Raw genomic sequence first — 22,253 nt, forward strand, 5'->3', positions numbered from 1 at the left:
GCCCGAAAAAGCCCTTCTACCCCAGATTAAAATTCATACAGATAAAAGGCAATTTTTTATAAATAACGCAGCAATTACATCGAAAAATTGTCTAAATTACAGGGCAACCAAACGGTTAATATGACCGACGACGCCATTTTACAAGGCTGTTTACGTAACGATACGACTGCCCAGCGGGAATTGTACAACCGGTACAGTCCCAAAATGCTGTCAGTTTGTTACAGGTTCGCCCACCACCGGGAAGATGCTGAAGACATGTTGCAGGAAGGTTTTATCAAGGTATTTTCACAAATACACACCTTCCAGAATAAAGGAGCATTTGAAGGTTGGATACGGCGAATCATAGTTCATACCTGTATCAACCATCTCAAAAAGAACAAAAAGTTCAACGAAAGCGTCGACATCATCCATGCAACCAGCATCCAGGTGCGCGAAGAATCAGTGCCTTCGATCGTTCAGGCAAAACAGGTGGTAGAATGCATCCGCTTACTACCAATAGGTTACCGTACAGTACTTAACCTGTATGCCATTGAAGGTTATTCGCATAAAGAAATTGCCGAAATGCTGGATATTGAAGAAAGTACCAGCCGTTCGCAATATACCCGGGCCAAGCAAATGCTTGAAGACATACTGGTGAAGAAAAAAATCATTATGCGGCCCAAAGAAAAAAGTAATTGGTTAGGTGTAGCAGCAGGAAGATAAACCAAAACATCACACTTTACTGATACAGATTTAACCCTATGAAAAACTTACCGTACAAACACTAATGATATGGAGCGAGGTTTTTACAAAGAGGATATTGAAGAACTGCTGAAAGAAAAAGCTGACCAATATAAGATGTATCCATCTGACAAGGTGTGGAAAGGCATTCACCGTTCATTACACCCCAACAGAAAATGGTATTGGTTCAGTTTACTTCTCTTTCTGTCTGCTGTTGGTTATTATACATTCATTGAATTTATCACTCCATCATCAGCCAATAAATCTATAGCCGGAAATAACACTTCTTCCACCGTTTCCAAACCAACAGAAACTACCGAAACCAATACGCCAAAAGCTGTTATAGTACCGTTTGGCAATCCCAATAAGCAAACTGACAATACATCAGGCAACACTACCAAACAAAGGCCCTTTGTGCTCAATCCCAACAACAGCGATGGCAATACCGGTGTAGTGATCAATATGGCCCAGCCGGTGACATCAACTGTAAACAGCAATACACCTGGCGCCGACAACCACACACAGGCGCCCGTACTTGACAATGAAGCGCCGGTATATAACCTGAATGCCTGGCAGTTTAATAAAATAAACCACCCTGAAATAATCGACAACCCGCTGATCCTGGCAGACAACCATGTTACACATCTTGAGCAGCCTGCAGCCCAGGTGCCGGTTGCTGCTTTAATAACGCCTACATCGGTCGACGAATCAAAGCTTGACGCTAACAGCCAGAATGCCGATGAAGACAATAAACGTTTATCCTGGTTAGCACATAATGCCGTATATGAATTGGCGGTGCCAAAACAAAAGCGGCTTAGCTGGCAGCTTTCGTTTACGCCTACAATGAATTACCGCACGTTAAAAGGCAGAAATTATTCTACAGACGCTAAAACACCATTGCCGCTCGCACGTAATATTCCAGGCAATATTGAGCAACTGGTGAACCACAAACCGGCCTTAGGTTTTGAACTGGGCTCAAACATCCTGTATGCGGTAAACAAAACTTTTACGCTGAAAGCAGGTTTACTATTCAATTATATCCGGTACGATATTCAGGCATACAGTTCCTCAACATCTGAACCGGCAATCATTGCGCTGAACTCGAACTATGGTATTGTAACCGGAACGCTCACTTCCTATACCCGTTACCGCAATTTTAATGGCTCTACTATTGAAGATTTTCCTAACCAATACTTCCAGCTATCTGTACCTTTAGGAATGGAAATAAACCTGCTGGGTAATGATAAATTGCAGGTAGGCATTGCAGGAACCGTTCAGCCAACTTATTTATTGAACCGGAACACCTACCTCATAACCGCCGATTATAAATATGCAAAAGAACCATCACTGGTTAGAAGATGGAATATCAATACCAGTGCGGAAGCATTTATCTCCTATAAAACCGGCAACCTGAAATGGCAGGTAGGTCCGCAAATACGTTATCAATTATTATCCAGTCATATTAAAGAATACCCTATACGCGAACACCTGTTTAATTACGGTGTGAAGATAGGCGTAGCCAAAACTATCCGCTAACATAGAGTCTGATTACCTCAACAAAGTGGGTCACTTTCAAAGGCGACCCACTTTGCATTATATAGTGTTGGGATTTCGGGAATTGCAATAATTTTACCCGATGAAGCGGATAATCCTATTATTTCCGGCCCTGATTTTTCTGGCCATTGCCTGTAAGCAAACCAAACAACCAGCCGGCACTGTTCAATCGGCCGAGGACTCACTGGCAAGCAGTTTTTTACCAGTAGCCGATTTTATCAGGAACGATATTATGAAGGTAGACTCCTTTTCGGGCGGTATTGTACGTAAAGTGAACATCGACGGTAAAAAAGATTCAACCTTTATTCAGTTACCGGCTTTTCACCAGTTGGCCAATCAGTTTTTGCTGCCTGAGCTGGACTCGGCTTCGTTCCATGAACATTTCAGGGAGCACTCTTTAATGGATGAAACCACGCAAATGGTCAACTTCATTTATTCCCTGAAACAGCCCGACTGGCCGTTGCGAAGTGTAATGGTATACTTAACCCCCACCCTGGAAGTTGACAAAGTGAACCGGATCTATATGGAAAGGGAGTTTACCAGGGGCGACACCACCATTCAACAAAAATTAACCTGGAAAATGCAGGCCTATTTCTATATCGTTACCATACGTCAACCAAAGAACGGGCCGGCTGTTACTTCTATGGAAAAAGTGATCTGGGACCCGCAGTATTTTGCTGAGTAATAGTAATTATGACATCACAGGAATTTCAACATATTGCCTCTACTTTACCGGTTGATCCCGGTATTTATAAATATTTCGACTCGGCGGAGACCTTGCTGTACGTAGGTAAAGCAAAAAATCTCCGCAAGCGGATCAGCTCCTATTTTACCAAAACGTTTACCTCTTATAAAACACATGAGCTGGTTCAGCGTATAAAGCGCATAGAGTTTACCATTGTTCCCAGCGAACAAGATGCCTTCCTGCTGGAGAATTCGCTGATAAAACAGTTTCAGCCGCGTTTTAACATCAACCTGAAAGATGATAAAACGTATCCCTACATTGTTATCAAAAAAGAGCACTTCCCCCGGGTTTTTCTTACCCGCCGCAAGATCAACGATGGTTCCGAATACCTGGGCCCTTTTACCTCGGTAGCCAAAGTGCGCGAGCTGCTCGATTTTGTAAAGGCCAACATTCAATTGCGCACCTGCAAACTGAACCTTACCCCGGCCAACATAAAAAAGGGAAAGTTCAAAGTATGCCTTGAATACCACCTCGGCAATTGTAAAGGCCCCTGCGAAAGCCTGCAAACCGAAGAAGAATATGCAGAAGGCCTGCAACAGTTAAGGAATATCCTGAAAGGCAACCTGAGCCCTGTTATACAGCATTTCAAAAAGGAAATGAAGTCGGCCGCAGAAAACATGGCCTTTGAAAAAGCCCAGATACTTTATAAAAAAATAGAGCACCTTGAACAGTACCAGGCCCGCTCGGTGATCGTTAGCAGGCACCTGGGCAATGCCGATATATTTTCCATTCTGCGCGATGGCGATACAGCCTATACCACCTACCTGATGATGCAGAACGGCACCATTGTTCAAACCCATACTTCGCAATGGGAAACCCATCTCGACGAACCTATTGAAGAAGTTTTATCGTTTGCGGTAGCCCAACTTCGCTCAACGTTTAACAGCCTGTCGCCCGAGATCATCGTTCCTTTTGAAATAGAATACGCCGAGCCGGAAATTATTGTTACCGTACCGAAGGCCGGCGACAAAAAGAAACTGCTGGATATGGCGGCACTGAACGTGAATTATTTCAAGGAAGAGATCAGGCAGCGGAAAATGCTGAAGCTGGATGGCAAGGACGATTCAACGCGTAAAAAGGTGCTGGAGCAATTGCAGCACGACCTGCAGCTACCGCTTGTACCTGTTCATATTGAATGTTTCGATAACTCCAACTTCCAGGGTAGTTACCCGGTATCGGCCATGGTTTGCTTTAAAGAGGGCGTGCCCAGCAAACCCGATTATCGCCATTTTAACGTAAAAACCGTGCAGGGCATCAATGACTTTGCCACTATGAAAGAAGTGGTTACCCGGCGTTATAAGCGGTTACAACTGGAAGCGCAGCCATTTCCGCAACTGGTGATCATCGATGGCGGTAAAGGGCAACTGGGCGCCGCACTGGAAGGCATTCGCGAACTGGGCTTACAGGGACAAATGACGGTTGTGGGCCTGGCAAAGAATGAAGAGGAGATATTTTTCCCGGGCGATCAGGAATCGGTAAAGCTGCCTTATAACAGCGACAGCTTAAAACTGATCCGTTCCATACGCGATGAGGTGCATCGCTTTGGCATTACCTTCCACAGAAAGAAACGTAGCCAGGGAACTTTCAAGAATGAATTAGAGCAAATAAAAGGCATTGGAAAGAACACGGCTGAACAACTGTTGAAAGAATTCAAATCGGTGAAACGGGTTAAGGAATTAAGCCTCGAAGAGTTGGTTGCAGCGGTAGGAGTTGCTAAAGCTACATTGATAAAGAATTATTTTAAAAGTGATGAGTAAAAGCTGAAGTAAGAAGTAGGCGGTAAGAAGATAATAAAAAAGGTGAGCTCGCTATTATTAGCAAAGCTCACCTTTTATATTTTAAACTTACTAATAACATCTGCTTTTAATCATGAGGTCTATGAGGCCTGAAGTATAGTTATCTTCTTACTTCTTACATCGTATACCTATATTCGAAATATTCCAAATTTATTCGTGCCTTACTTCGATGAACCACACGGCTACTAACATTCATAACAGGTATAAAAACAAAAAAGGGGCCCGGATAGACATCCAGCCCCGTTTTTAAAATCCAATATCCTATGAAAAACCATTGTAAAAATAGTGAATCGGGATCACAAAACAATACCTATATGTGGGTATTTTTAAAAAATTCTTGATATAATGTTTATACAGTGACTTCATTCTTATGATGTTTTGCAATCACGAAAGGCATCAAACTAAAAAGGGTATCGTAAAAATACGATACCCTTTTTAGTTATAGTTATATTCAACTTTACGTTAGTAAGACCAAAGGTCCTGTTCGTAGTTAAATATCCGCTCCTTCATATTCTCGCCTTCTAACAGCGCCAGGATTGGATCTTTTACATACATTTTGATAAACTCATCGTTGGGGTTGTTCACCGTTGATTTGATGATACGGCTCGCAAACATGCGGCTTTCAAACAACTCTTCCCAGCTTTGACGGGCGCCAAAGTTTTTACCATTGTACACCTCGTGTTTAGCAAAGATAGGTCTCAGATCGGGGTAGTATACCCAGAAGATGGGGGTAACATCGCGGAAAGAGCCATCATCATTGGTAATGGTCTTCAGCGGGGCGATTCCCAGAATACGCACCTGCATACGCGAAGATTCTTTATCGAATACCCAGTCTTCCTTGAGCCAGAATCTTTCTATTTTATCGGGATTGAACTCATTTACGATGATAGTATCACGCATCAAACCTTTGGAACCATCAGGGTCTTTAGCCAAATCGGGAACCGATATAACTTGTGGTTGACCAACCAGCCCTTTAACGATCTCCTGGAAAGGTAAAGGAGTGGTAAACCGGTCGTCCTCGGGAGAGAAAGCGGTAATACTGTCGTTTTTAATAGCGTTCAGCAGGATGTAAATGAACCGCTGGTTACCCAGGTCACCTTCTGCTTTGTAAACAAAAGGCAGGTTCATTTTTTCGTGTACATCTATCTCACGCCATACCCGTTGTATATACACGGCATCATCTTCCCGTATGTGTTCGTACGCTAAAGGAATCCGGTCTTTAACCAGGTTACGCTCGATGGCGTTGTCGTTACGCAGCGATTTTTTGATCGGCGGAATATCCAACTTAGCCTCAGGTGGCGCTGGTTTTACAGTATCAACCGGCGGAGCAACTACTGCGGCAGTAGGTTTGTTCCTGCTGCGGTTGGCAGTACTTTTCTTCGCGGTGCGAACTGCTTTTTTACGGACAGGTTTTTTAGCCTGCGCTTCTACTGCTTCGGCAGTGAAAGCCATTACAGTCAGCAACAAACACAACTTTATAATACGGTTCTTCATTTGTTCCCTGATTTAATATATTTTTTACTTGAGGGTAAAGTTCATACCCGGAATTTCACGCTTACGGCCATCAGGTCCTATAACCTGGATAGCGTCGAAGAACACTCTTGAGCCAGGACCAACGCGAGAGATAAGGCTTGCAGCCTGACCGCTCCAGCGGTTGCCCTCATTAGTGTACTCCTGGTACAACTGAATAGGACCACCTACTGCACCAACTCTGTAGCTTAATACTTTGAAAGGAGCTTCGAAGTCGCTTTCTTCCAGTTTAGCAATTACAGCGCCGATCGCTTTCAATTCGGCAGATGAAATGCTACCACCTTTTTTAGCACCAACGAATGCTGCTGGCGGAGGTAAGTATTTTAAACGCATGGGGAACTCAAAGTTCTTCCCGTTAGCATTTACTACGATCTTACCCATACCTGGTTTGCTGGGTTTTGCAATATAGCGGTCGCCACCAGCTCTTGAAATAGAACCATCGGCAAAGCTTACTTTGGTTTTTTCAGCACCTACGCTACCACCAGAGATGGTCAGCGGGTTATCTACACCAATATACAGTACGTTCATTTTTTCAAGGAACACAGATGCACCTGAAGGAACACCTACGGTATATTTTACTATTTCATTCTTTTCAGCTACAGTTCCGTCAGGCTTTGTATAACGGATCTTTACAGCTATTGAATGTTCGCCAGTACCGCTGGCAGTAGTTTTATAGATTGCTTTTCCACCAGTTAAAGCAATGGGGGAACCAGCGATTGAGATATCAGGTTTTGCGGCAGCGCTGAAGGCGCCTACACCGGCAGTGATCTCAATTTTATCGCCAGGCATTGCATATGAAGTGTTAGCCTGGGCGATAGCTTCGAACTCATCATAAACCAGTTTCACAGAACCAATTTGGTTGTGGCAATAGTCAACGATTTGAGCTTCAGCATTTTTAACGTCATTCTGGAATTTGCTCAGAATGGTTAAAGCGGCAATGGCAGGAGTCATGTGAAAATAACTTGTGGTCCAGCCAGTAGCATCATTTGAATATGATTTGCCGGTTTTTGATTGAGGTACGTTCAGGTCAACAGGAATTGAGTGGTTGAACGTTTCAATATCTTTTTTCAACTGATTTTGGAAAGTTGGGTTATCAGCAAAGTCTTCTACTTTCAATACACCTACAACCTGCTTTTTGAATTCACCCAGCTTGGCATATAATTCTTTACCTTTTCCTTTGGTATCCATTAAACGGGTGGCTGCATCGAGGTTATCAGCGTTGATTTCCGCCTTGCCATCCTTTTCATGGGTTCCGGCTTCTGTTTCAAGCTGTTTCTTCAGATCTTCAATATAACTGAATATATCGGCTGATAATTTCTTTACTTCCTCAGCTTTAGGCGCCCAGATAGCAGCTTTAGCTTTGGTTTGATCATCTTTTAATTTATCAGCGAATGACTGATAAGTGACCTTATTTTTTTCAGTAATTACGTCGTTAGATTTTGTAATACTGTTATTTACTGTAACGAAGGCATTGAGGATTTCTGATGATACGTTGAGTGCCAGCAGGGCTGTTAGCACCAGGTACATCATATTGATCATCTTCTGCCTAGGCTCTTTAGGTAAAGCCATGGGTTAGGTTTTTCTAGTTTAAACAATTGTGTTTCACTAATCTGATTGCATTTACATGGGTAACAGGATATGGACTACCCCTGATTAACGACCCTGCATGGCAGTGAGCATGTTACCATAGATGGTATTCAGGTGGCTCAGGTTACCTGCCAGTTTAGAGATCTGTTCGTGAGCTTTCTTAGCATCATCTACGCTACCTTGCATGGTTTGAGAAGCCTGCACCAGGTTACCGTAGAAGCTGTTCATAGCTTTCAGGTGGTTGTTGGTATCCTGTAACTCCAGTTCATAAATTGCATTCAGTGAACCTAAGTTTTTGGTCAATACCTGTACTTGCTCGTGGAATTGTTTTGTGCTGTCAGCAGCAGAGTTAAAGCTGGAAACAGTAGAAGCAGCGCCTTGGTAAACGTTCTTCATTTGATCCAGAGCAACAGTAACTTCTTTTGTTTTTGCTGTGTAATCGGCAGTAGTTTTAACTACATCAGAAACATCAGCTATATTATTTACAGTAGAACCTAATTTTTTGAAACCATCGCTTAAACGGGCCAGGTTAGCAGGTGTAATATCTGCTTCGTGGAACATTTGATCCATTTTGTCGATAGCGGGATTTCCTGAAGAGGCGCCACCGGCTAATTTTGGTAATGCTTCAGCAATAGCATGCATTTCTGATCCGGGAGGGGGTAAAAATGCGTATACAACGAAAATAACTGCTTCGGTAATAAGACCTGCCGTTAAAAAGAAATCAGCGAGGGCCTGGTGAGTAATTTTTTGCCAGGCACCGAAGATAACGACAGCAGCACCCATACATACGATTACGTTTACCAGTCTTTCAGTAGATTTAGAAACTCCAGCCATAACTTTAATTTTTAATTTTTAGAAAACGGGTTTTCAATAGGGATGAGAGAATAAGATTCCAGTTTGATTTTGTTGTTAAATCAATCTCCAATAAAACGGATTAGCCGTTAAAAAATTTTACTCGTAAACAAAATTTTAACGTTTCTTCTGCATAGCAGGTAAATCAATTACACAGCGGAAGCCAATGTAAGACTTAGCCGTATCCATGTATTCATAATTACGGGTGCTCGTTTGAAGGAAGAAACCTACATCTTTCCAGCTACCACCGCGAATTACCTTACGTTTCATACGTGGAGGATCATCGTCTTTGGCATCAAAACGGATGTCAGGGTTCATATCATGTTGGAAATTGTAAGAGCCTTCGTAGAACAGAGAAGAAGTCCACTCAGCTACGTTTCCTGACATGCAATACAAACCAAAATCGTTTGGCCAGTAAGCATCTGCACGGGCAGTATAGAAAGCGCCATCTTCAGGATAGTTACCACGGCCGGGTTTGAAGTTGGCCAGTAAGCAACCTTTTCTGTTTCTCAGATAATAGTTACCCCAGGGGAACATTGATTGAGAACGACCGCCACGGGCAGCATATTCCCACTCAGCTTCTGTTGGTAACCGGAAATCTGATTCGGTAGGTTTTTTCTTAGATTCCAGGTAAGAATTAAGATAGTGTGTTCTCCATTCGCAGAATGCAGTAGCCTGTTTCCAGTTTACACCTACAACGGGATAGTTACCGAAAGCAGGGTGATTGAAATACCGCTTGGTCATTGGTTCGTTATAAGAATAACTGAAATCACGGATCCAAACCAGGGTATCAGGATAAATAGGTACATTCTTTTTTATGATGAACTGAGAACGGGGTCTGCCAACATTTTCTCTGGAAGCAGCCTCTTTCAGCTCAAATTTTTCCGAATGGTATATTAATTTAGAAGGATCGATCTCTTTTTTGCCAAAAACCCGGTTTTCAGGCGACAGGATCAACTGGTCGATCTTTTCGATAGTTGCCTTGTCTTCCCATTTAATGGTTTTTGCCTTCTTCCAGTCTATGCTAAAAGTACCATCCTGTTCTTTACCGTACTGAAGCAGGGTGGCACCAATGGAGTCGCGAACCCATTGCACAAACTGACGATATTCGTTGTTTGTGATCTCGGTGGCGTCCATCCAGAAACCATTAATAGAGATTTGCTTGTTGCGGGCAGTGTAAGCGTAGTTAACGTCCTCATCACTGGGCCCCATGTGGAAAGTTCCTGGTGGTATGTAAACCATGCCCGGAGGCTTGGTCATACTGTATTTGGGCGCCGCTGATACGCCATGTAGCTGGCCGTCGTTGGGCGCTCCTTTTGAGGATTTTCCTACTTTGCCACATCCAGTAGCGATCATGGCCACCAGTGCTGTTAAGGCGGATAGGTTCTTCATTTTCATAATATTAAAGGGTATTGGGCAAAAATAATGTTTTACCGACTTCATCACAAGAATAGAATTTATTTTTTAAAACTGCAATTACGTGATATAAGCTCTCATGTAAACGATCCCGGAAATTGGATTATTGTATCGCCAAAATTTTAAATTTTTACACATTTTTCAGAAGACGGATCAGGTCGCTTACTTTGTTTACAGGCGCGCTACACTGGTAGTTCTTACATAAGTAAATTTGCGTATCAGGGGATGATGGTTTATTGGCAAGTAGGGGTAAATCATTATTTGCTGCCGAAGCAGATTGTACTACCCGGAATGGGATAAATTGCTGTAAAAGCTCCCGTCTGACAGCGTCAGCATCCTTTCCAATAATAGCTATTTCTGCAACTCCCCCCACAATAGAAAGTATCATGGTTGCCCAAACGCCAAAAGAACCCGGATAGCGGTGCACAGCCTGTTGAAGCCCTGCACACATTTTTATGGCTCGTTCTCTCCACCCGCTCAAATCAAACACAACGCCTATATACTGCAAATTAAAAGCCATTATTGCGTTTCCGGAGGGAATAGCGCCATCATACACTTCTTTTTTACGCACAATTACGTCCTGCTGGTCTTTGTTGGTATAAAAGAAATAACCGGTCTCTTCCTCGCTGAACCTCTCCATTACCCACTCTGTTAATGATTTTGCCTTATACAGATAATCGGCATTACCCGAAATCTCCTGTAATAGTATCAGCGCCTGAATTAAATACGCATAATCATCCAAAAAGGCAGGGTACCTGGCTACATTTTTTTTGTATGTGTGAAAAAAATTCAATCCGTCCCGGGTAAATCGCTCCCAAATAAAATCCATGTTCTCCCGGGCCACCTGCTCATATCGCGAATTTCCAAATGTACTGTACGCCTTACTGTAAGCACAATTCATCAACGCGTTCCAACCCAGCAATATTTTATCATCCAGCAATGGACGAATGCGGTTTTCGCGCTGCTGTAACAGTTTTTCCCGGCATTGTTGCAACAGCTCCTGAAGCGATCCTTCCGATATATTTTTTTCAAGCGCGAAGGCTTCCAGTGGTTTACGTATATTCAGAATATTTTTATGTTCCCAGTTTCCGCCTTCGGTAACATCATAAAATTCACAAAACAGGGCGGCATCTGCCTGCAATACCTGCTCTATCTCTGCTTTGTCCCACACATAAAACTTCCCTTCTACCCCTTCACTATCGGCATCCAGGGCTGAGTAGAACCCGGCCTCCCCCCAACCCGTTGGGAGGGAGTTACGGCAGTATAATTCCCTTTCTACAAAAGCCAGGGTTTCTTCAACCGCTTGTTTATACAAGGGTTTTTGGGTCAACTGCCACGCATCACAAAGCGCCATAACCAATAACGCGTTATCGTATAACATTTTTTCAAAATGCGGAACCAGCCATTCCCTGTCGGTTGAGTACCGGGCAAAGCCACCGCCGAGGTGATCGTACAGGCCTCCCTGGATCATCTTGTCTAAACTCAGGCAGGCCTGTTGTAACGCCTGCTCGTTCTTTGTTTGATGATAATACCGAAGCAAATACCCAATTGTAAACGTTTGTGGAAATTTGGGGGCATTCCCAAAACCGCCCTCCTGTTTATCGGCCGTGCTCATGATGTTGGCGAACATCGTATCGGCTTTCTCCTTCGAAAAAAGTTCGTATATATTAATATCACCTTCCAGGGCCTGTTGCCCGAATGCGTTGCTCTGGTTAATATACCCGGTTAAATTAGTAGCCTGCGCATCTATGTCGCTTCGCTTTTCGGCCCAGGCATTGGCAACGCCTGCCAGCACATCTGTCCAGGAAGGCCGGTTGTGAATGGCTCTTGGCGGGAAATAGGTACCGCCATAAAATGGCCGGCCATCGGGGGTTAGGAACACGTTCAGGGGCCAGCCGCCGCTGCCGGTCATGGCCTGAATGGCATCCATATAAATATGGTCAAGGTCGGGCCGCTCTTCGCGATCGATCTTGATATTGATAAAATACTCGTTCATGATGGCGGCCGTTTCCTCATTTTCAAAGCTCTCCTTCTCCATCACATGGCACCAGTGACAGGCAGCATACCCGATGCTTACCAGTAAAGGCTTGTCTTCCTGCTTTGCTTTGTTAAGTGCTTCATCGCCCCAGGGATACCAGTCAACCGGGTTATGGGCATGTTGCAACAAGTAAGGACTTGTTTCCTGGGCTAGTTTATTGGTATATTTTGCCATAAGGCACAAGGTAATGATTAAGCCGTAAGCGGTAAGCCGTAAGCGGTAAGCTAAAAGCCGAATACAGTTGCGGGCCGCACGCCTGCGTGCGGAATACCTCATAAAGTAAAAAGGCACCCCAATAAACCGAGATACCTTCTAATTATTTGTATTGCTTAATAGCTTACAGCCTAAGGCTTAAAGCCTGTATTTAACTTACTTCTTCTTAGTAAACGCTGCCAGGTATTGTTCCAGGGCGGCAACCATTGAGGGCGCCTGGGGTTGCGGAGCTTTAATATCGAGGGTTAAGCCGGCCTCTTCCACGGCGCGGGAAGTATTGCTTCCGAAAGCGCCAATGCGGGTACCGTTTTGTTGATAAGAAGGGATATTGTCGAACAGGCTTTTTACACCGCTGGGGGTGAAAAAGCAAATGATATCATATTCGGTCTTTGCCAGCAGATCTTTCACATCATTGCTGATGGTGCGATACATGAACGGGGTGGCAAATTCGCAATTATTTGTTTTGAGCCAGTTCACAATCTCGTTATCCTGCTGGTTTTCGGAACAGGGGTACAGGAACTTTTCGTTCTCTTTATGTTTGTTGATCACATCAAACATACTTTTATTAGTACCATCCGCTCCATAAAACACCTTGCGCTTGCGATACAGGATAAACTTTTGCAGGTACAGGGCAACAGCTTCAGTAATACAGAAATACTTGGTGTCTTGCGAGATGCTGATCTTCATTTCCTCACAAATGCGGAAGAAATGGTCAATAGCATTGCGACTGGTGAAAATAACACCTGTATAGTTACTTATTTCTATCTTTTGTTTGCGGAACTCTTTGGCGGGAATACCTTCAAGACGTATGAATGGCTGGAACTCCAACTCAACACTGTACTTCCTTGCCAATTCAAAGTACGGTGATTTATCGGTTTCCGGCCTGGGTTGCGTAATCAGGATTTTTCTAATGGTTTGTGTAGCTACTGCTACGTTTTTAGCCCCGTTTTTAACCATATTAGCTACGTATGGATTTGCAAAGTTAATAACTTCTTTCCACAAAAATCAATAACACCTTGTAAATCAATAAAAGGGGTGCTATTTCGAAGGCGCAAAGGTAAACAAAAAAATGGAATCTTGAGAGTTTAATCTCATTTCTTACTGGCCTATATGCTATTATAAACCGATAAATAAATAATATAACGATAAAGACATAAGTTAAAGTAATTAGCACCGTTAAAAAAGGTGGTTTGGCAAAGGCCATTAACAGCAATGCAGGCAACAAATAGATCCCCATCATTTTGTTAACGAGGAAAACAATGAAGATATAGGTATCGGCCGCTACCCTGATATTGAACATCCAGCCTACCATTTTCAGTATAATGAACTTGCCCAGGTAAATAACCGCCAGCAGCGTGCAACAATAAAACAACAACAGCCACCGGTTCATGCCGGGCACTATATTATAATAGTCTGCCACAAAACTCAGGAACAAGCCTGCAGAGATAATAAATAAGATATTCAGCATTAAAGACGGCAACGGCGATTGCAGCACCTGGTCGCGAATTTGTTGCTGGCGCATGGTTACCCTAAAGAATAAGGTATTCAGGTTATCCAGGTACTTCATGAATACAATACGTATGAAGCCAAAGTAGAACAACAGGGCAGCCAGAAAATAGAACATGCTTTCGTCGCGGCTGGCCTTTTTAAGTTGTTCGGTGATCTTTACCCCCCGGCCGTAAAAATTGAAGTAAGGATGATTGCGCAATGTTTTATGAAAACCCTGCATGGAAGGTTCGGCCTCAGAAATGACCTGGCCTTTTGCTACTGAAGCAACTGGTATATCCGTATCGGGACGGGCGGCAATTACCGACGGTTTTTCCGCTTTGGTGCTATCAGCCGTATCCGAGACCGGGGTAACAACTGCCGTATCGGGTATTATTTTCACTGCAGTGTCTTTCTTAATACCGGCTGTATCGCGCTGTTTTTGGGGAGGAATAGTATCCTTCCCGCTTTGCGCAAGCGACACCATGAATAAGCAAAAACAAAAAGCGAGTAGTAACAGTTTCTTCACAGGGAACATTTGGGTTTGCAAAAATATTGTAGTGCCGGCATTGATAGAAAAGAATTTATTGATCAAAAATAGTTAACGTACCCAATATGGATCTTTGATTGCCGCATATTGAATTTGGTATCGTTCCGCTTGCCTGCGGCATACGACAAATTAAAAATACCTGCTTTGGTTTCGAAGGCCATTCCCAGGCCCGTACCCCAATAATAATTACTGCTCTTTGCATATACGGCGGCATTCTTCGACCAACCTCCGTCTATAAAATAAAACAGGAACGAGTTTCGCCCAACCAGGTACCGGTATTCAATGGTGCCCACCGCGTATTGCGATGCAAAAATGCTCTCTTCATCAAAACCACGCAATAATTTATATCCACCAATTTGAAAAAGTTCGTTCCGGAATATGGCCTCGCTCTGAAACCAGCCGCCATTTACGGCGGTTTTGAGGGTGGAAGCCCGGGTCAACTTAAAAAAATGGGCTATTGACCCTTTCAGCCGGAACTGGTAACTGTTCAATTTAACCGTATCGTACAGGCTGTTGAAATTGAAGCCGGGGTCGCCCTCGTCTTTCAGGCTTACGATCACATTATTCTTTTTGATCTTTTTCGACCCCGCGGTCAGGCTCAACTGCCATTCATTTCCTTTGCGGGGGTTAAACCGGTAATCGGTATTAAACCATTCGTAGGTAATGCCCAGGTTAACCGACCTGATATCGGCCTGCTCTGGCAGGGCGCGCATATTTTTTACAAACAGGGTATCTACCGTTAATACGTTGGTTTGAAAATTCTGAATGAATACACTGCCGCCCTGGTTCGAAGAAATGGCATATTGCGCCCCCACCTGCATATTGATATTCACGAATGAGGAATCTTTCTTGAACAAATTGAAATTGGCGTTCACCCCAAAAGGCGAATTGAACAGGTAGGGCTGCTGAAAGGAAAGATCGAGGCGGGGCGATTTTACCTGGATCTGTTGCCAGTTAATACCAATACTTTCCCCATTGCCCAGTGAATTCTTCAAATTAACGGTTGCTTCCCCGGTTATCTGCAGTTTATTATTTTCTGTTTGGGTGCTGGAAGGCAGAAACCCCACCAGTACATTCACCTGGCTGCTGCGTTTGGGCGCCAGGTATACATTCAATATGGATCCCGTGCCCAGCATGGTTAAATTCCAGGGCTGCTGTTCCTGCACATACGCCAGATCGTTGAGCTTTTTGCTAATGGCCTGTAGTCTTTCTTTTTTATAAATACTACCATTGGTAATGCCCAGGTACCGTTGTAAAAAGGTGGAAGAAATTTTAGCCGTCCCAAAATTGCGGATGCTGTCAATTTTATAGAGGGGACCTTTTTCAATAGTGAGGCCTGCATGTAATTGCTGTTTATTGAACGAAATGCTGTCGAATTTAATTTTGGCGAATGGATACCCGTTGTTCTCGAGGTAATCGAGCAATTTTTGCCTGACGGCCAACGCCTGCTCAAAACTCAATATCGGTTTATGTGATGAACGGGTGTTTAAATTAATGGCCTCAAGTAGCTTTCTATCGGCCGAATCGACCCGAAAAAGCGCCCATTCAAAATTCTCGCCTACATATAAAGAACAGGTTGCCTCCAGGGAATCGTAAAAAACTGAATCTATAGAAGCGGCAGCATACCCTTTTGACTGCAGCAAGGCGGGCAGGTTGTTGATATACTCATGAGCCAGCTCTGCATTTTTAAAATTGGATTGTAAGCGCAGGGTTGAATGGATGAAAACTGAGTCTTTATCAACAGGTTTTATTTGTAACCGGTATTGGGCGGATAGCCAATAAGGCAAAACCAGCCAAACGGCAAGCACGATCCCCAAGCGGGTAAGCTTATATACAACTACCTTTGCCATCCGGAACACCTGGATTAATTAAACTGTAATATTCGAAAAAAATACGGAATACGATGGCAGGCATTTATTTACATATCCCGTTTTGCAGGCAGGCCTGTCATTATTGCAACTTTCATTTTTCCACGTCATTGAAGCTAAAGAACGAATTTGTTGAGGCTTTATTGAAAGAAATAAGCCTGCAAAAGAATTATCTGCCAGCCGAACCGGTGAACACCATTTATTTTGGCGGCGGTACCCCTTCCCTACTCACGATTGAAGAGCTGTTGGCCATTTTGCAAACTTTACGGCAACATTTTATGGTTGCTGATAATGCTGAAATTACGCTGGAAGCCAATCCCGACGATCTAAGCGCTCAAAAACTAAGCGATTGGAAACAAGTTGGCATTAACCGGTTAAGTATAGGCGTACAATCTTTTTTTGAAGATGACCTGCGCTGGATGAACCGGGCGCATACCGCGCAACAAGCCATTGACAATTTGCACCTGGCAAAGCAGTACTTCAATAACATTACCATAGACCTCATATACGGTACGCCTACCCTGCCCGATGAAAAATGGCAGCACAATGTGCAGCAGGCCATTGCATTGGGCATTTCGCATTTGTCGTGTTATGCGCTTACCGTTGAGCCCGGCACGGCGCTGGACTCCATGATCAGAAAACACAAGAGCACCGATGTAAATACCGAGGACCAGGCGCGGCAGTTTTTATTGTTGATGGATTGGATGCGGGCAGCCGGCTATGAGCATTATGAGATCTCGAATTTTGCCCTGCCCGGCATGCGCAGCCGCCACAACAGTTCGTACTGGCAGGGCGCCTCGTACCTGGGTTTAGGCCCTTCGGCGCATTCATTTAATGGTGAGGCACGACAATGGAATATTTCAAACAATGCCCTGTATATAAAATCGCTTACAGAAGGTAAAGTACCTTTTGAAATAGAAAACCTCACCGAAACACAACGGTTAAACGAATACATTATGACCTCGCTGCGTACAGTTGAGGGGTTGAATATACAATGGGTGGCAACCCGCTTTGGAGAAAAAGCCGCCATTCAGTTGCAACAGGATAGTAAACCATTTATAGAAACCGGTAAAGTGCAATTGAATAATGGCCATTTGCTGTTAACCAAAGAAGGAAAGTTATTTGCGGATGGGATAGCGGCGGAGTTGTTTTTTTGATAAGGCATCGAGGCAACAAGGTATAAGGCATCGAGACACTTGTTTCTCTAAGTGCTGCTTACCGACCTTCTTCGATACTGAGCAAAGGCACAGCTTAGGCTTCTTCGCAAATCCTTCACAAGTTCTTCGCAAATTTGCGAAGAAGCCTAAATGAATTCTAAAAGAAGTCTAAGGGAAGTTGCGAAGAAGGCCTTGCAATGCATACAGTGTCAACAAGTTATAAGACACAAAAAATGCGCCCCAACGGAACGCATTATTGATAATCAATATTTTATATTTGAATTAGACCGAACCATGGTCTTTTTTGACGTACCTGATCACCTCATTAATGATCACAATTCCGGCCAATACCATCATTGCTGTAAACCCATATGTTCCTAATGAAAAAGGCATAAAACCTAATTAGCTAAAGTTATAGTGTGATAATGTGATAATTGATTAAAAGCCATTAACGCCAGTTGTTCGTCGCAAATAGACTGTTTTTATTACAACTGAACCCTTCAAAAAGTTTCAGTTGTCCATTATCACATTAACGAATTATTAGACCAGCGTTTTCTCAACAAGATTAAAGCCTTTACGCGGTTTAACATTTTCCCACAGGATGCGGTAAACGGTTTCGGCTATAGGCATATCGGCCCCGATCTGCTTATTGACGAGATAGATACATTTACTGGCATTATACCCTTCAGCCACCATGTTCATCTCCAACTGGGTAGCTTTTACCGAATAACCTTTACCGATCATATTACCGAATGTACGGTTACGGCTGTACAACGAATAACAGGTTACCAGCAGGTCGCCGAGGTACACAGAAGCGGCATAATTAGGCGTTTTGCGATGCGTGACCGGGTCTTCACCTTCATGCACGCCTACTTCAATATGCTTAATGCCCACTTTCTTCAGGAACCCGGCCATTTCATCGGCGCAATTGGCGATCAATACGCTTAGGAAATTATCGCCGTATTCGAGGCCATGCGCAATGCCGGCGCCCAGCGCATAAATGTTTTTCAATACTGCCGCATACTGCACGCCATACACATCGCTGTTGACAATGGTATTGAGGTATTCGGTTGTAAAACAAGCGGCAATTTTCTCGGCCACATCTACATCAATACCCGAAAATGTCAGATACGATAATTTTTCCGACGCTACTTCCTCCGCATGGCAGGGTCCCATTACCGTGAAATAATCTGATAAAGGCAGGTTGAATGTTTCTTTCAGGTAATCGTTCAGCAGTAAGTTATTGTCGGGTAAAATACCTTTTACGGCAGAGATCACTTTCTTGCCTTCAAAAGCGTTTGCAGCCAGCTTGCTCAGTGAAGGAACTACATAGGCCGAAGGCACGGCGATCAGTATACAATCACTGGCAGCAATGGTTGCGGCTATATCAGTACCCAGGTTCAGTAAATCGGTATTGAAATATACCGAACTTAAATAACCGGGATTGTGGTGCCGTTGCTGTAAATGCTTTACAATTTCTTCCGACCGAACACACCAGTTTATAGATTGCTTATTATCTGTACAAATTTTTGCCAATGCCGTAGCCCAGCTGCCACTACCGATAATTCCCAGTTGCATGTAGTTGTTTGTTTGGCCCCAAAAATAGGCATAAAGGCACAAAGGCATACAGGCATAAAGAAAAAGGCAACAAGTTCCAGATTAACTTGTTGCCTCTACGCCTTGTTGCCTCGTTGCCGTTATTGCTTCTTCACTTCAAACAATTTATCTTTCGGCACTACTTTTACCTTCGTGCCATCTTTCAGGGTTTTGCTGATGATGTTATAAGGAGCCACCACAATTTCATCGCCCACTTTTAGCCCTTCCGTTACTTCAATATTGTTAATATCCTGAATGCCGGTTTTAACCACTACTTTCTTCACTTTGCCATCCGGCTGCAGTACAAATACCACTTCATCCAGATCGGTTGAGGTTGTTCTATTCTCGTTCTGCTGTTCGTTCTCTTTATTTTTATCCTTGTCTTTATCTTCATTGCCACCAACCACCTTATCGGTCCCTTTTTCACGGGTAGAAACCGCATTGATAGCTGCAGACAACACATTGGCTTTTGTGCGGGTTTGAATATCGGCGCTGGCATTCATACCAGGGCGGAATGGAAAACTCCGCGGACGGGCCGGATCTATCAGATCGCTATACGATTCGCGCAGCAATCGAATATGCACTTTATAGTTCGTTACGTCATTTGACGAAGCAGCGGCGCTGGCAGTGGTATTACTGCTGGCAATTTGAGTGACCAGCCCTTTAAATTTCCGGTTATTATACGCATCAATTTCTACCAGTGCCGAATCGCCGATCTTTACTTTTGGAATATCATTTTCACCCACTTCTACCTGAACTTCAATAATGCTCATATCGGCAATCCGCATCATTTCGGTACCGGCCATCATAGAGTTACCTACTACCCTTTCGCCCGCTTTTACATTCAACAACGACACTACTCCGCTCATTGGTGATAACACCGCTGTACGGCTCAAATCTTTATTAGCTCTTTCAAGACTGGCCCTGGAACCGGCAATACCAGCTTCACCGCTGCGGATGTTTTGTAAGGCCGCATTATAATTTGCCTGCGCCGATTGATAAGTATTTTGGGCCTGTTCGAATTCTGCAGTAGAGATCACTTTTTCGGCCAATAATTGCTTCTGCCGGTTAAACGTGTTTTTAGCCAGCTCAAGGGCAGATTTCAAACTTTCCAATTGCGCCTTGCTGTTATCTACCAGGGCCTGCTGGCGGCTTACTTCAGCAGCAGCCTGATTTCGCGTAGTGGAATAAATATCACCATAGATCTTCGCCAGCACCTGTCCTTTGCGAACACTGTCCCCTTCTTTTACCTGCAGGTCTACAATTTCACCCGAAATATCAGGACTTACTTTTACTTCTACTTCAGGATACACCTTACCACTGGCGTTAACGGTTTCGGTTATGTTGCGCCGTTCTACTTTTTCAGTGGCTACTTTCAAACCCTCCTCTTTTCCAATTACACCGGCGCCTTTAAGGCCAACGAGGGCTATTACCAACACCACAAGGATCAGAATAATCCACAATAATTTTTTCTTCTTCATACTGAATGGTTGTCTCGGTTTAGAATCGCATGTATAATTTATAATTTAATGCCCTGCCCTTTATAAAATTCCAGCACTTTCATTTTAAATACATAATCAAATTGGGCAGCGGTCAAATCGTATTCAGCCCGGTTCATATTGTTTTTACTGGTAATAAGATCAAATGAATTAAGTAATCCCAGGTCGAATCGCTTTTTCGCAAAATCATAGGATTTCCTGTTTATTTCCAGCGTTAATTTAGCAGCATTGAATTTTTCCAGGGCAGCGGTGGCGCTATAATAAGCCTTATAAATATCGTTCTTTAATGTTTGATCTATCAACGCCTTTGTAACCTGCCCGCCTTTCAGGTCCAGCTTCGAACGCTGGTAATTGAACCGTGCAATGCCGCCACTATTTATAGGCACCGATATACTGAAGCCCAAACTTTGGCGGAAGTTATTATTGATTTGCGTGCCCCATCCATCCCAGCGTTCACCAAACGTTTTCTTGCTCTGGCTTATTTGTACATTGGGTGAATACACCGGGTATTCCGCACCTGATAACCGAACCAGATCGCCATTAGGGGTGTAGCCTAATAAAGAAACATCGGTAACTTTTCTATTTGCGCTTGAGAAATTGGTACCAAGCGATCCGCCCAGTGAAATGGTCGGGTACATGGCTGCCTTGTTTGCTTTAACTGCAATTTCGAGCGATTTAAGCCGCAGTTCATTGGCTTTTTGAGCTGGCTGATTTTTCATCGCTATCAGGAAAACTGCTTCGGGTTGCAATTGTAAAATAGGTTCAATAGGGATCTGCTCAACCGGCGGCGAAGCAATATCAAACAATTTACCGGCATCAATATTCAGGACCTGCTTTAACTGCAACATGTTTTGATCGGCATTGGCCATTGCCGTAATGTAGTTGGAACTGTCAGTAGCATATTGCCCTTCCAGTGTGAGCGCATCCAGCTCAGGTGCTGCGCCCGCAATCACTCTCTTGCGCGCTACCTGCAACTGCTCCATCGTTTGCTGCATTTGCACACTGGCAATATTAATTTGTTGCCGGGCCAGCAATACCTGTAAATAATAGGTAGCTACATTCAGGGCTATATCGTTCTTTGTTTTTTCTACATCCATTTTAGCGGCATCGGTACCCAGATCTGTAGCAATAATATTATTACGAATGCGATGCCAGTTAAAAACAGTAACGCCTGCACTAAAATTATACCCCTGGAATAGCAATTGGTTACTGGTAAACTGGTTGGTGGTAGGGTCAATTGACCGGCCCCACTGTAAACCGGTATTCGTGCTAAAATCGGCTGTAGGATATTGCGCCCACCGGGTTTGCTTTCCATTCACTTCAGCAACCTCAGCTTGTATGCTGGTTTGTTGAACAGTCAGGTTGTTGGCCAGGGCATACTCAACACAGCGGCGCAAGTCCCATTTATCCTGGGCAAACACGCCGTTAGAAAAACAGCAAATAAGGAAGGGAATCAGAAATAGGACCTTACTTTTTTTCATCTGAAAATTATAATTTGTTTTGGGCCAGATGGAACCTGCCTGCCGGCAGGCAGGCTTACCATGGCAAAATTTTCATTGCCTGTATGTAATAATGAAAATTTTGTCATGGACGTTTCATATTCCAAAAGTAATTGTAATGAAAGGCGAATGATGTGGTTTTTGATAA

Annotated in this window: 16 protein-coding genes; 5 read left to right on the forward strand and 11 right to left on the reverse strand. The window is 43.7% G+C overall.

The features are described 5' to 3' along the window. Nucleotides 1-87 precede the first annotated feature (87 nt). The 4 genes from FAM09_RS04885 (at nucleotide 88) to uvrC (ending at nucleotide 4,776) form a co-directional block, all read left to right on the forward strand. Entirely contained in the window at nucleotides 88-702 is a 615-nt protein-coding gene (locus FAM09_RS04885) for an RNA polymerase sigma factor (RefSeq protein ID WP_243751596.1), read from the forward strand. 69 nt (nucleotides 703-771) lie between these two features. Continuing rightward, nucleotides 772-2,256: a hypothetical protein gene (locus tag FAM09_RS04890; protein WP_136575936.1), complete on the forward strand. Its 1,485-nt coding sequence runs from the start codon at nucleotides 772-774 to the stop codon at nucleotides 2,254-2,256. Between the two features lie 100 nt (nucleotides 2,257-2,356). Then, nucleotides 2,357-2,959, forward strand: coding sequence for a hypothetical protein (locus FAM09_RS04895; protein ID WP_136575937.1), 603 nt, complete (start codon nucleotides 2,357-2,359; stop codon nucleotides 2,957-2,959). A gap of 8 nt (nucleotides 2,960-2,967) precedes the next feature. Then, nucleotides 2,968-4,776, forward strand: a complete 1,809-nt coding sequence (gene uvrC / locus FAM09_RS04900; protein WP_136575938.1) for an excinuclease ABC subunit UvrC — start codon at nucleotides 2,968-2,970, stop codon at nucleotides 4,774-4,776. Nucleotides 4,777-5,277: 501 nt separating this feature from the next. Here uvrC and porN read toward each other — a convergent pair. The 8 genes from porN to FAM09_RS04940 form a co-directional block, all read right to left on the reverse strand. Beyond that, entirely contained in the window at nucleotides 5,278-6,309 is a 1,032-nt protein-coding gene (gene porN, locus FAM09_RS04905) for a type IX secretion system ring subunit PorN/GldN (protein WP_136575939.1), read from the reverse strand. Between the two features lie 24 nt (nucleotides 6,310-6,333). Then, nucleotides 6,334-7,914 carry a type IX secretion system motor protein PorM/GldM gene (porM, locus tag FAM09_RS04910; RefSeq protein ID WP_136575940.1) on the reverse strand — a complete coding sequence of 527 codons (1,581 nt, stop codon included), beginning with the start codon at nucleotides 7,912-7,914 and terminating at the stop codon, nucleotides 6,334-6,336. 84 nt (nucleotides 7,915-7,998) lie between these two features. Next, nucleotides 7,999-8,766, reverse strand: coding sequence for a type IX secretion system motor protein PorL/GldL (gene porL, locus FAM09_RS04915; RefSeq protein WP_136575941.1), 768 nt, complete (start codon nucleotides 8,764-8,766; stop codon nucleotides 7,999-8,001). 135 nt (nucleotides 8,767-8,901) lie between these two features. Next, nucleotides 8,902-10,176 (reverse strand): T9SS ring complex lipoprotein PorK/GldK, encoded by a 1,275-nt coding sequence (gene porK, locus FAM09_RS04920; RefSeq protein ID WP_243751597.1) that lies wholly within the window; start codon nucleotides 10,174-10,176, stop codon nucleotides 8,902-8,904. A 154-nt stretch (nucleotides 10,177-10,330) separates the two neighbouring features. Next, on the reverse strand, nucleotides 10,331-12,412 hold the full coding sequence (locus tag FAM09_RS04925) for a thioredoxin domain-containing protein (RefSeq protein ID WP_136575943.1): 2,082 nt from the start codon (nucleotides 12,410-12,412) through the stop codon (nucleotides 10,331-10,333). A gap of 195 nt (nucleotides 12,413-12,607) precedes the next feature. After that, entirely contained in the window at nucleotides 12,608-13,408 is an 801-nt protein-coding gene (locus tag FAM09_RS04930; protein ID WP_136575944.1) for a uroporphyrinogen-III synthase, read from the reverse strand. A gap of 25 nt (nucleotides 13,409-13,433) precedes the next feature. Beyond that, nucleotides 13,434-14,465, reverse strand: coding sequence for a DUF4271 domain-containing protein (locus FAM09_RS04935; protein ID WP_166437029.1), 1,032 nt, complete (start codon nucleotides 14,463-14,465; stop codon nucleotides 13,434-13,436). Between the two features lie 62 nt (nucleotides 14,466-14,527). After that, nucleotides 14,528-16,336, reverse strand: coding sequence for a BamA/TamA family outer membrane protein (locus FAM09_RS04940; protein ID WP_136575946.1), 1,809 nt, complete (start codon nucleotides 16,334-16,336; stop codon nucleotides 14,528-14,530). A gap of 53 nt (nucleotides 16,337-16,389) precedes the next feature. Between FAM09_RS04940 and hemW the strand changes: the two genes are divergently transcribed. Then, the gene (hemW, locus tag FAM09_RS04945) at nucleotides 16,390-17,511 is read left to right on the forward strand and encodes a radical SAM family heme chaperone HemW (protein ID WP_136575947.1); all 1,122 of its coding nucleotides are present in this window, start codon (nucleotides 16,390-16,392) and stop codon (nucleotides 17,509-17,511) included. 540 nt (nucleotides 17,512-18,051) lie between these two features. Here hemW and FAM09_RS04950 read toward each other — a convergent pair. The 3 genes from FAM09_RS04950 to FAM09_RS04960 all read right to left on the reverse strand — a co-directional run bounded on the left by FAM09_RS04950 (nucleotide 18,052) and on the right by FAM09_RS04960 (nucleotide 22,087). After that, the gene (locus tag FAM09_RS04950; protein ID WP_136575948.1) at nucleotides 18,052-19,089 is read right to left on the reverse strand and encodes an NAD(P)H-dependent glycerol-3-phosphate dehydrogenase; all 1,038 of its coding nucleotides are present in this window, start codon (nucleotides 19,087-19,089) and stop codon (nucleotides 18,052-18,054) included. A gap of 119 nt (nucleotides 19,090-19,208) precedes the next feature. Next, on the reverse strand, nucleotides 19,209-20,588 hold the full coding sequence (locus FAM09_RS04955; protein ID WP_136575949.1) for an efflux RND transporter periplasmic adaptor subunit: 1,380 nt from the start codon (nucleotides 20,586-20,588) through the stop codon (nucleotides 19,209-19,211). Nucleotides 20,589-20,626: 38 nt separating this feature from the next. Further along, complete coding sequence (locus tag FAM09_RS04960; RefSeq protein ID WP_136575950.1) at nucleotides 20,627-22,087, reverse strand: TolC family protein; 1,461 nt, start codon at nucleotides 22,085-22,087, stop codon at nucleotides 20,627-20,629. Nucleotides 22,088-22,253 lie beyond the last annotated feature (166 nt).

Source organism: Niastella caeni (assembly GCF_004834005.1).
Classification (GTDB): Bacteria; Bacteroidota; Bacteroidia; order Chitinophagales; family Chitinophagaceae; genus Niastella; species Niastella caeni.

What these genes read in the sequence shown, in the direction of transcription:
- FAM09_RS04890 (WP_136575936.1), top strand. Translation starts at nt 772, where the DNA reads ATGGAGCGAGGTTTTTACAAAGAGGATATTGAAGAACTGCTGAAAGAA.
- FAM09_RS04895 (WP_136575937.1), top strand. Translation starts at nt 2,357, where the DNA reads ATGAAGCGGATAATCCTATTATTTCCGGCCCTGATTTTTCTGGCCATT.
- uvrC (WP_136575938.1), top strand. Translation starts at nt 2,968, where the DNA reads ATGACATCACAGGAATTTCAACATATTGCCTCTACTTTACCGGTTGAT.
- porN (WP_136575939.1), bottom strand. Translation starts at nt 6,309, where the DNA reads ATGAAGAACCGTATTATAAAGTTGTGTTTGTTGCTGACTGTAATGGCT.
- porM (WP_136575940.1), bottom strand. Translation starts at nt 7,914, where the DNA reads ATGGCTTTACCTAAAGAGCCTAGGCAGAAGATGATCAATATGATGTAC.
- porL (WP_136575941.1), bottom strand. Translation starts at nt 8,766, where the DNA reads ATGGCTGGAGTTTCTAAATCTACTGAAAGACTGGTAAACGTAATCGTA.
- porK (WP_243751597.1), bottom strand. Translation starts at nt 10,176, where the DNA reads ATGAAGAACCTATCCGCCTTAACAGCACTGGTGGCCATGATCGCTACT.
- FAM09_RS04925 (WP_136575943.1), bottom strand. Translation starts at nt 12,412, where the DNA reads ATGGCAAAATATACCAATAAACTAGCCCAGGAAACAAGTCCTTACTTG.
- FAM09_RS04930 (WP_136575944.1), bottom strand. Translation starts at nt 13,408, where the DNA reads ATGGTTAAAAACGGGGCTAAAAACGTAGCAGTAGCTACACAAACCATT.
- FAM09_RS04940 (WP_136575946.1), bottom strand. Translation starts at nt 16,336, where the DNA reads ATGGCAAAGGTAGTTGTATATAAGCTTACCCGCTTGGGGATCGTGCTT.
- hemW (WP_136575947.1), top strand. Translation starts at nt 16,390, where the DNA reads ATGGCAGGCATTTATTTACATATCCCGTTTTGCAGGCAGGCCTGTCAT.
- FAM09_RS04950 (WP_136575948.1), bottom strand. Translation starts at nt 19,089, where the DNA reads ATGCAACTGGGAATTATCGGTAGTGGCAGCTGGGCTACGGCATTGGCA.
- FAM09_RS04955 (WP_136575949.1), bottom strand. Translation starts at nt 20,588, where the DNA reads ATGAAGAAGAAAAAATTATTGTGGATTATTCTGATCCTTGTGGTGTTG.
- FAM09_RS04960 (WP_136575950.1), bottom strand. Translation starts at nt 22,087, where the DNA reads ATGAAAAAAAGTAAGGTCCTATTTCTGATTCCCTTCCTTATTTGCTGT.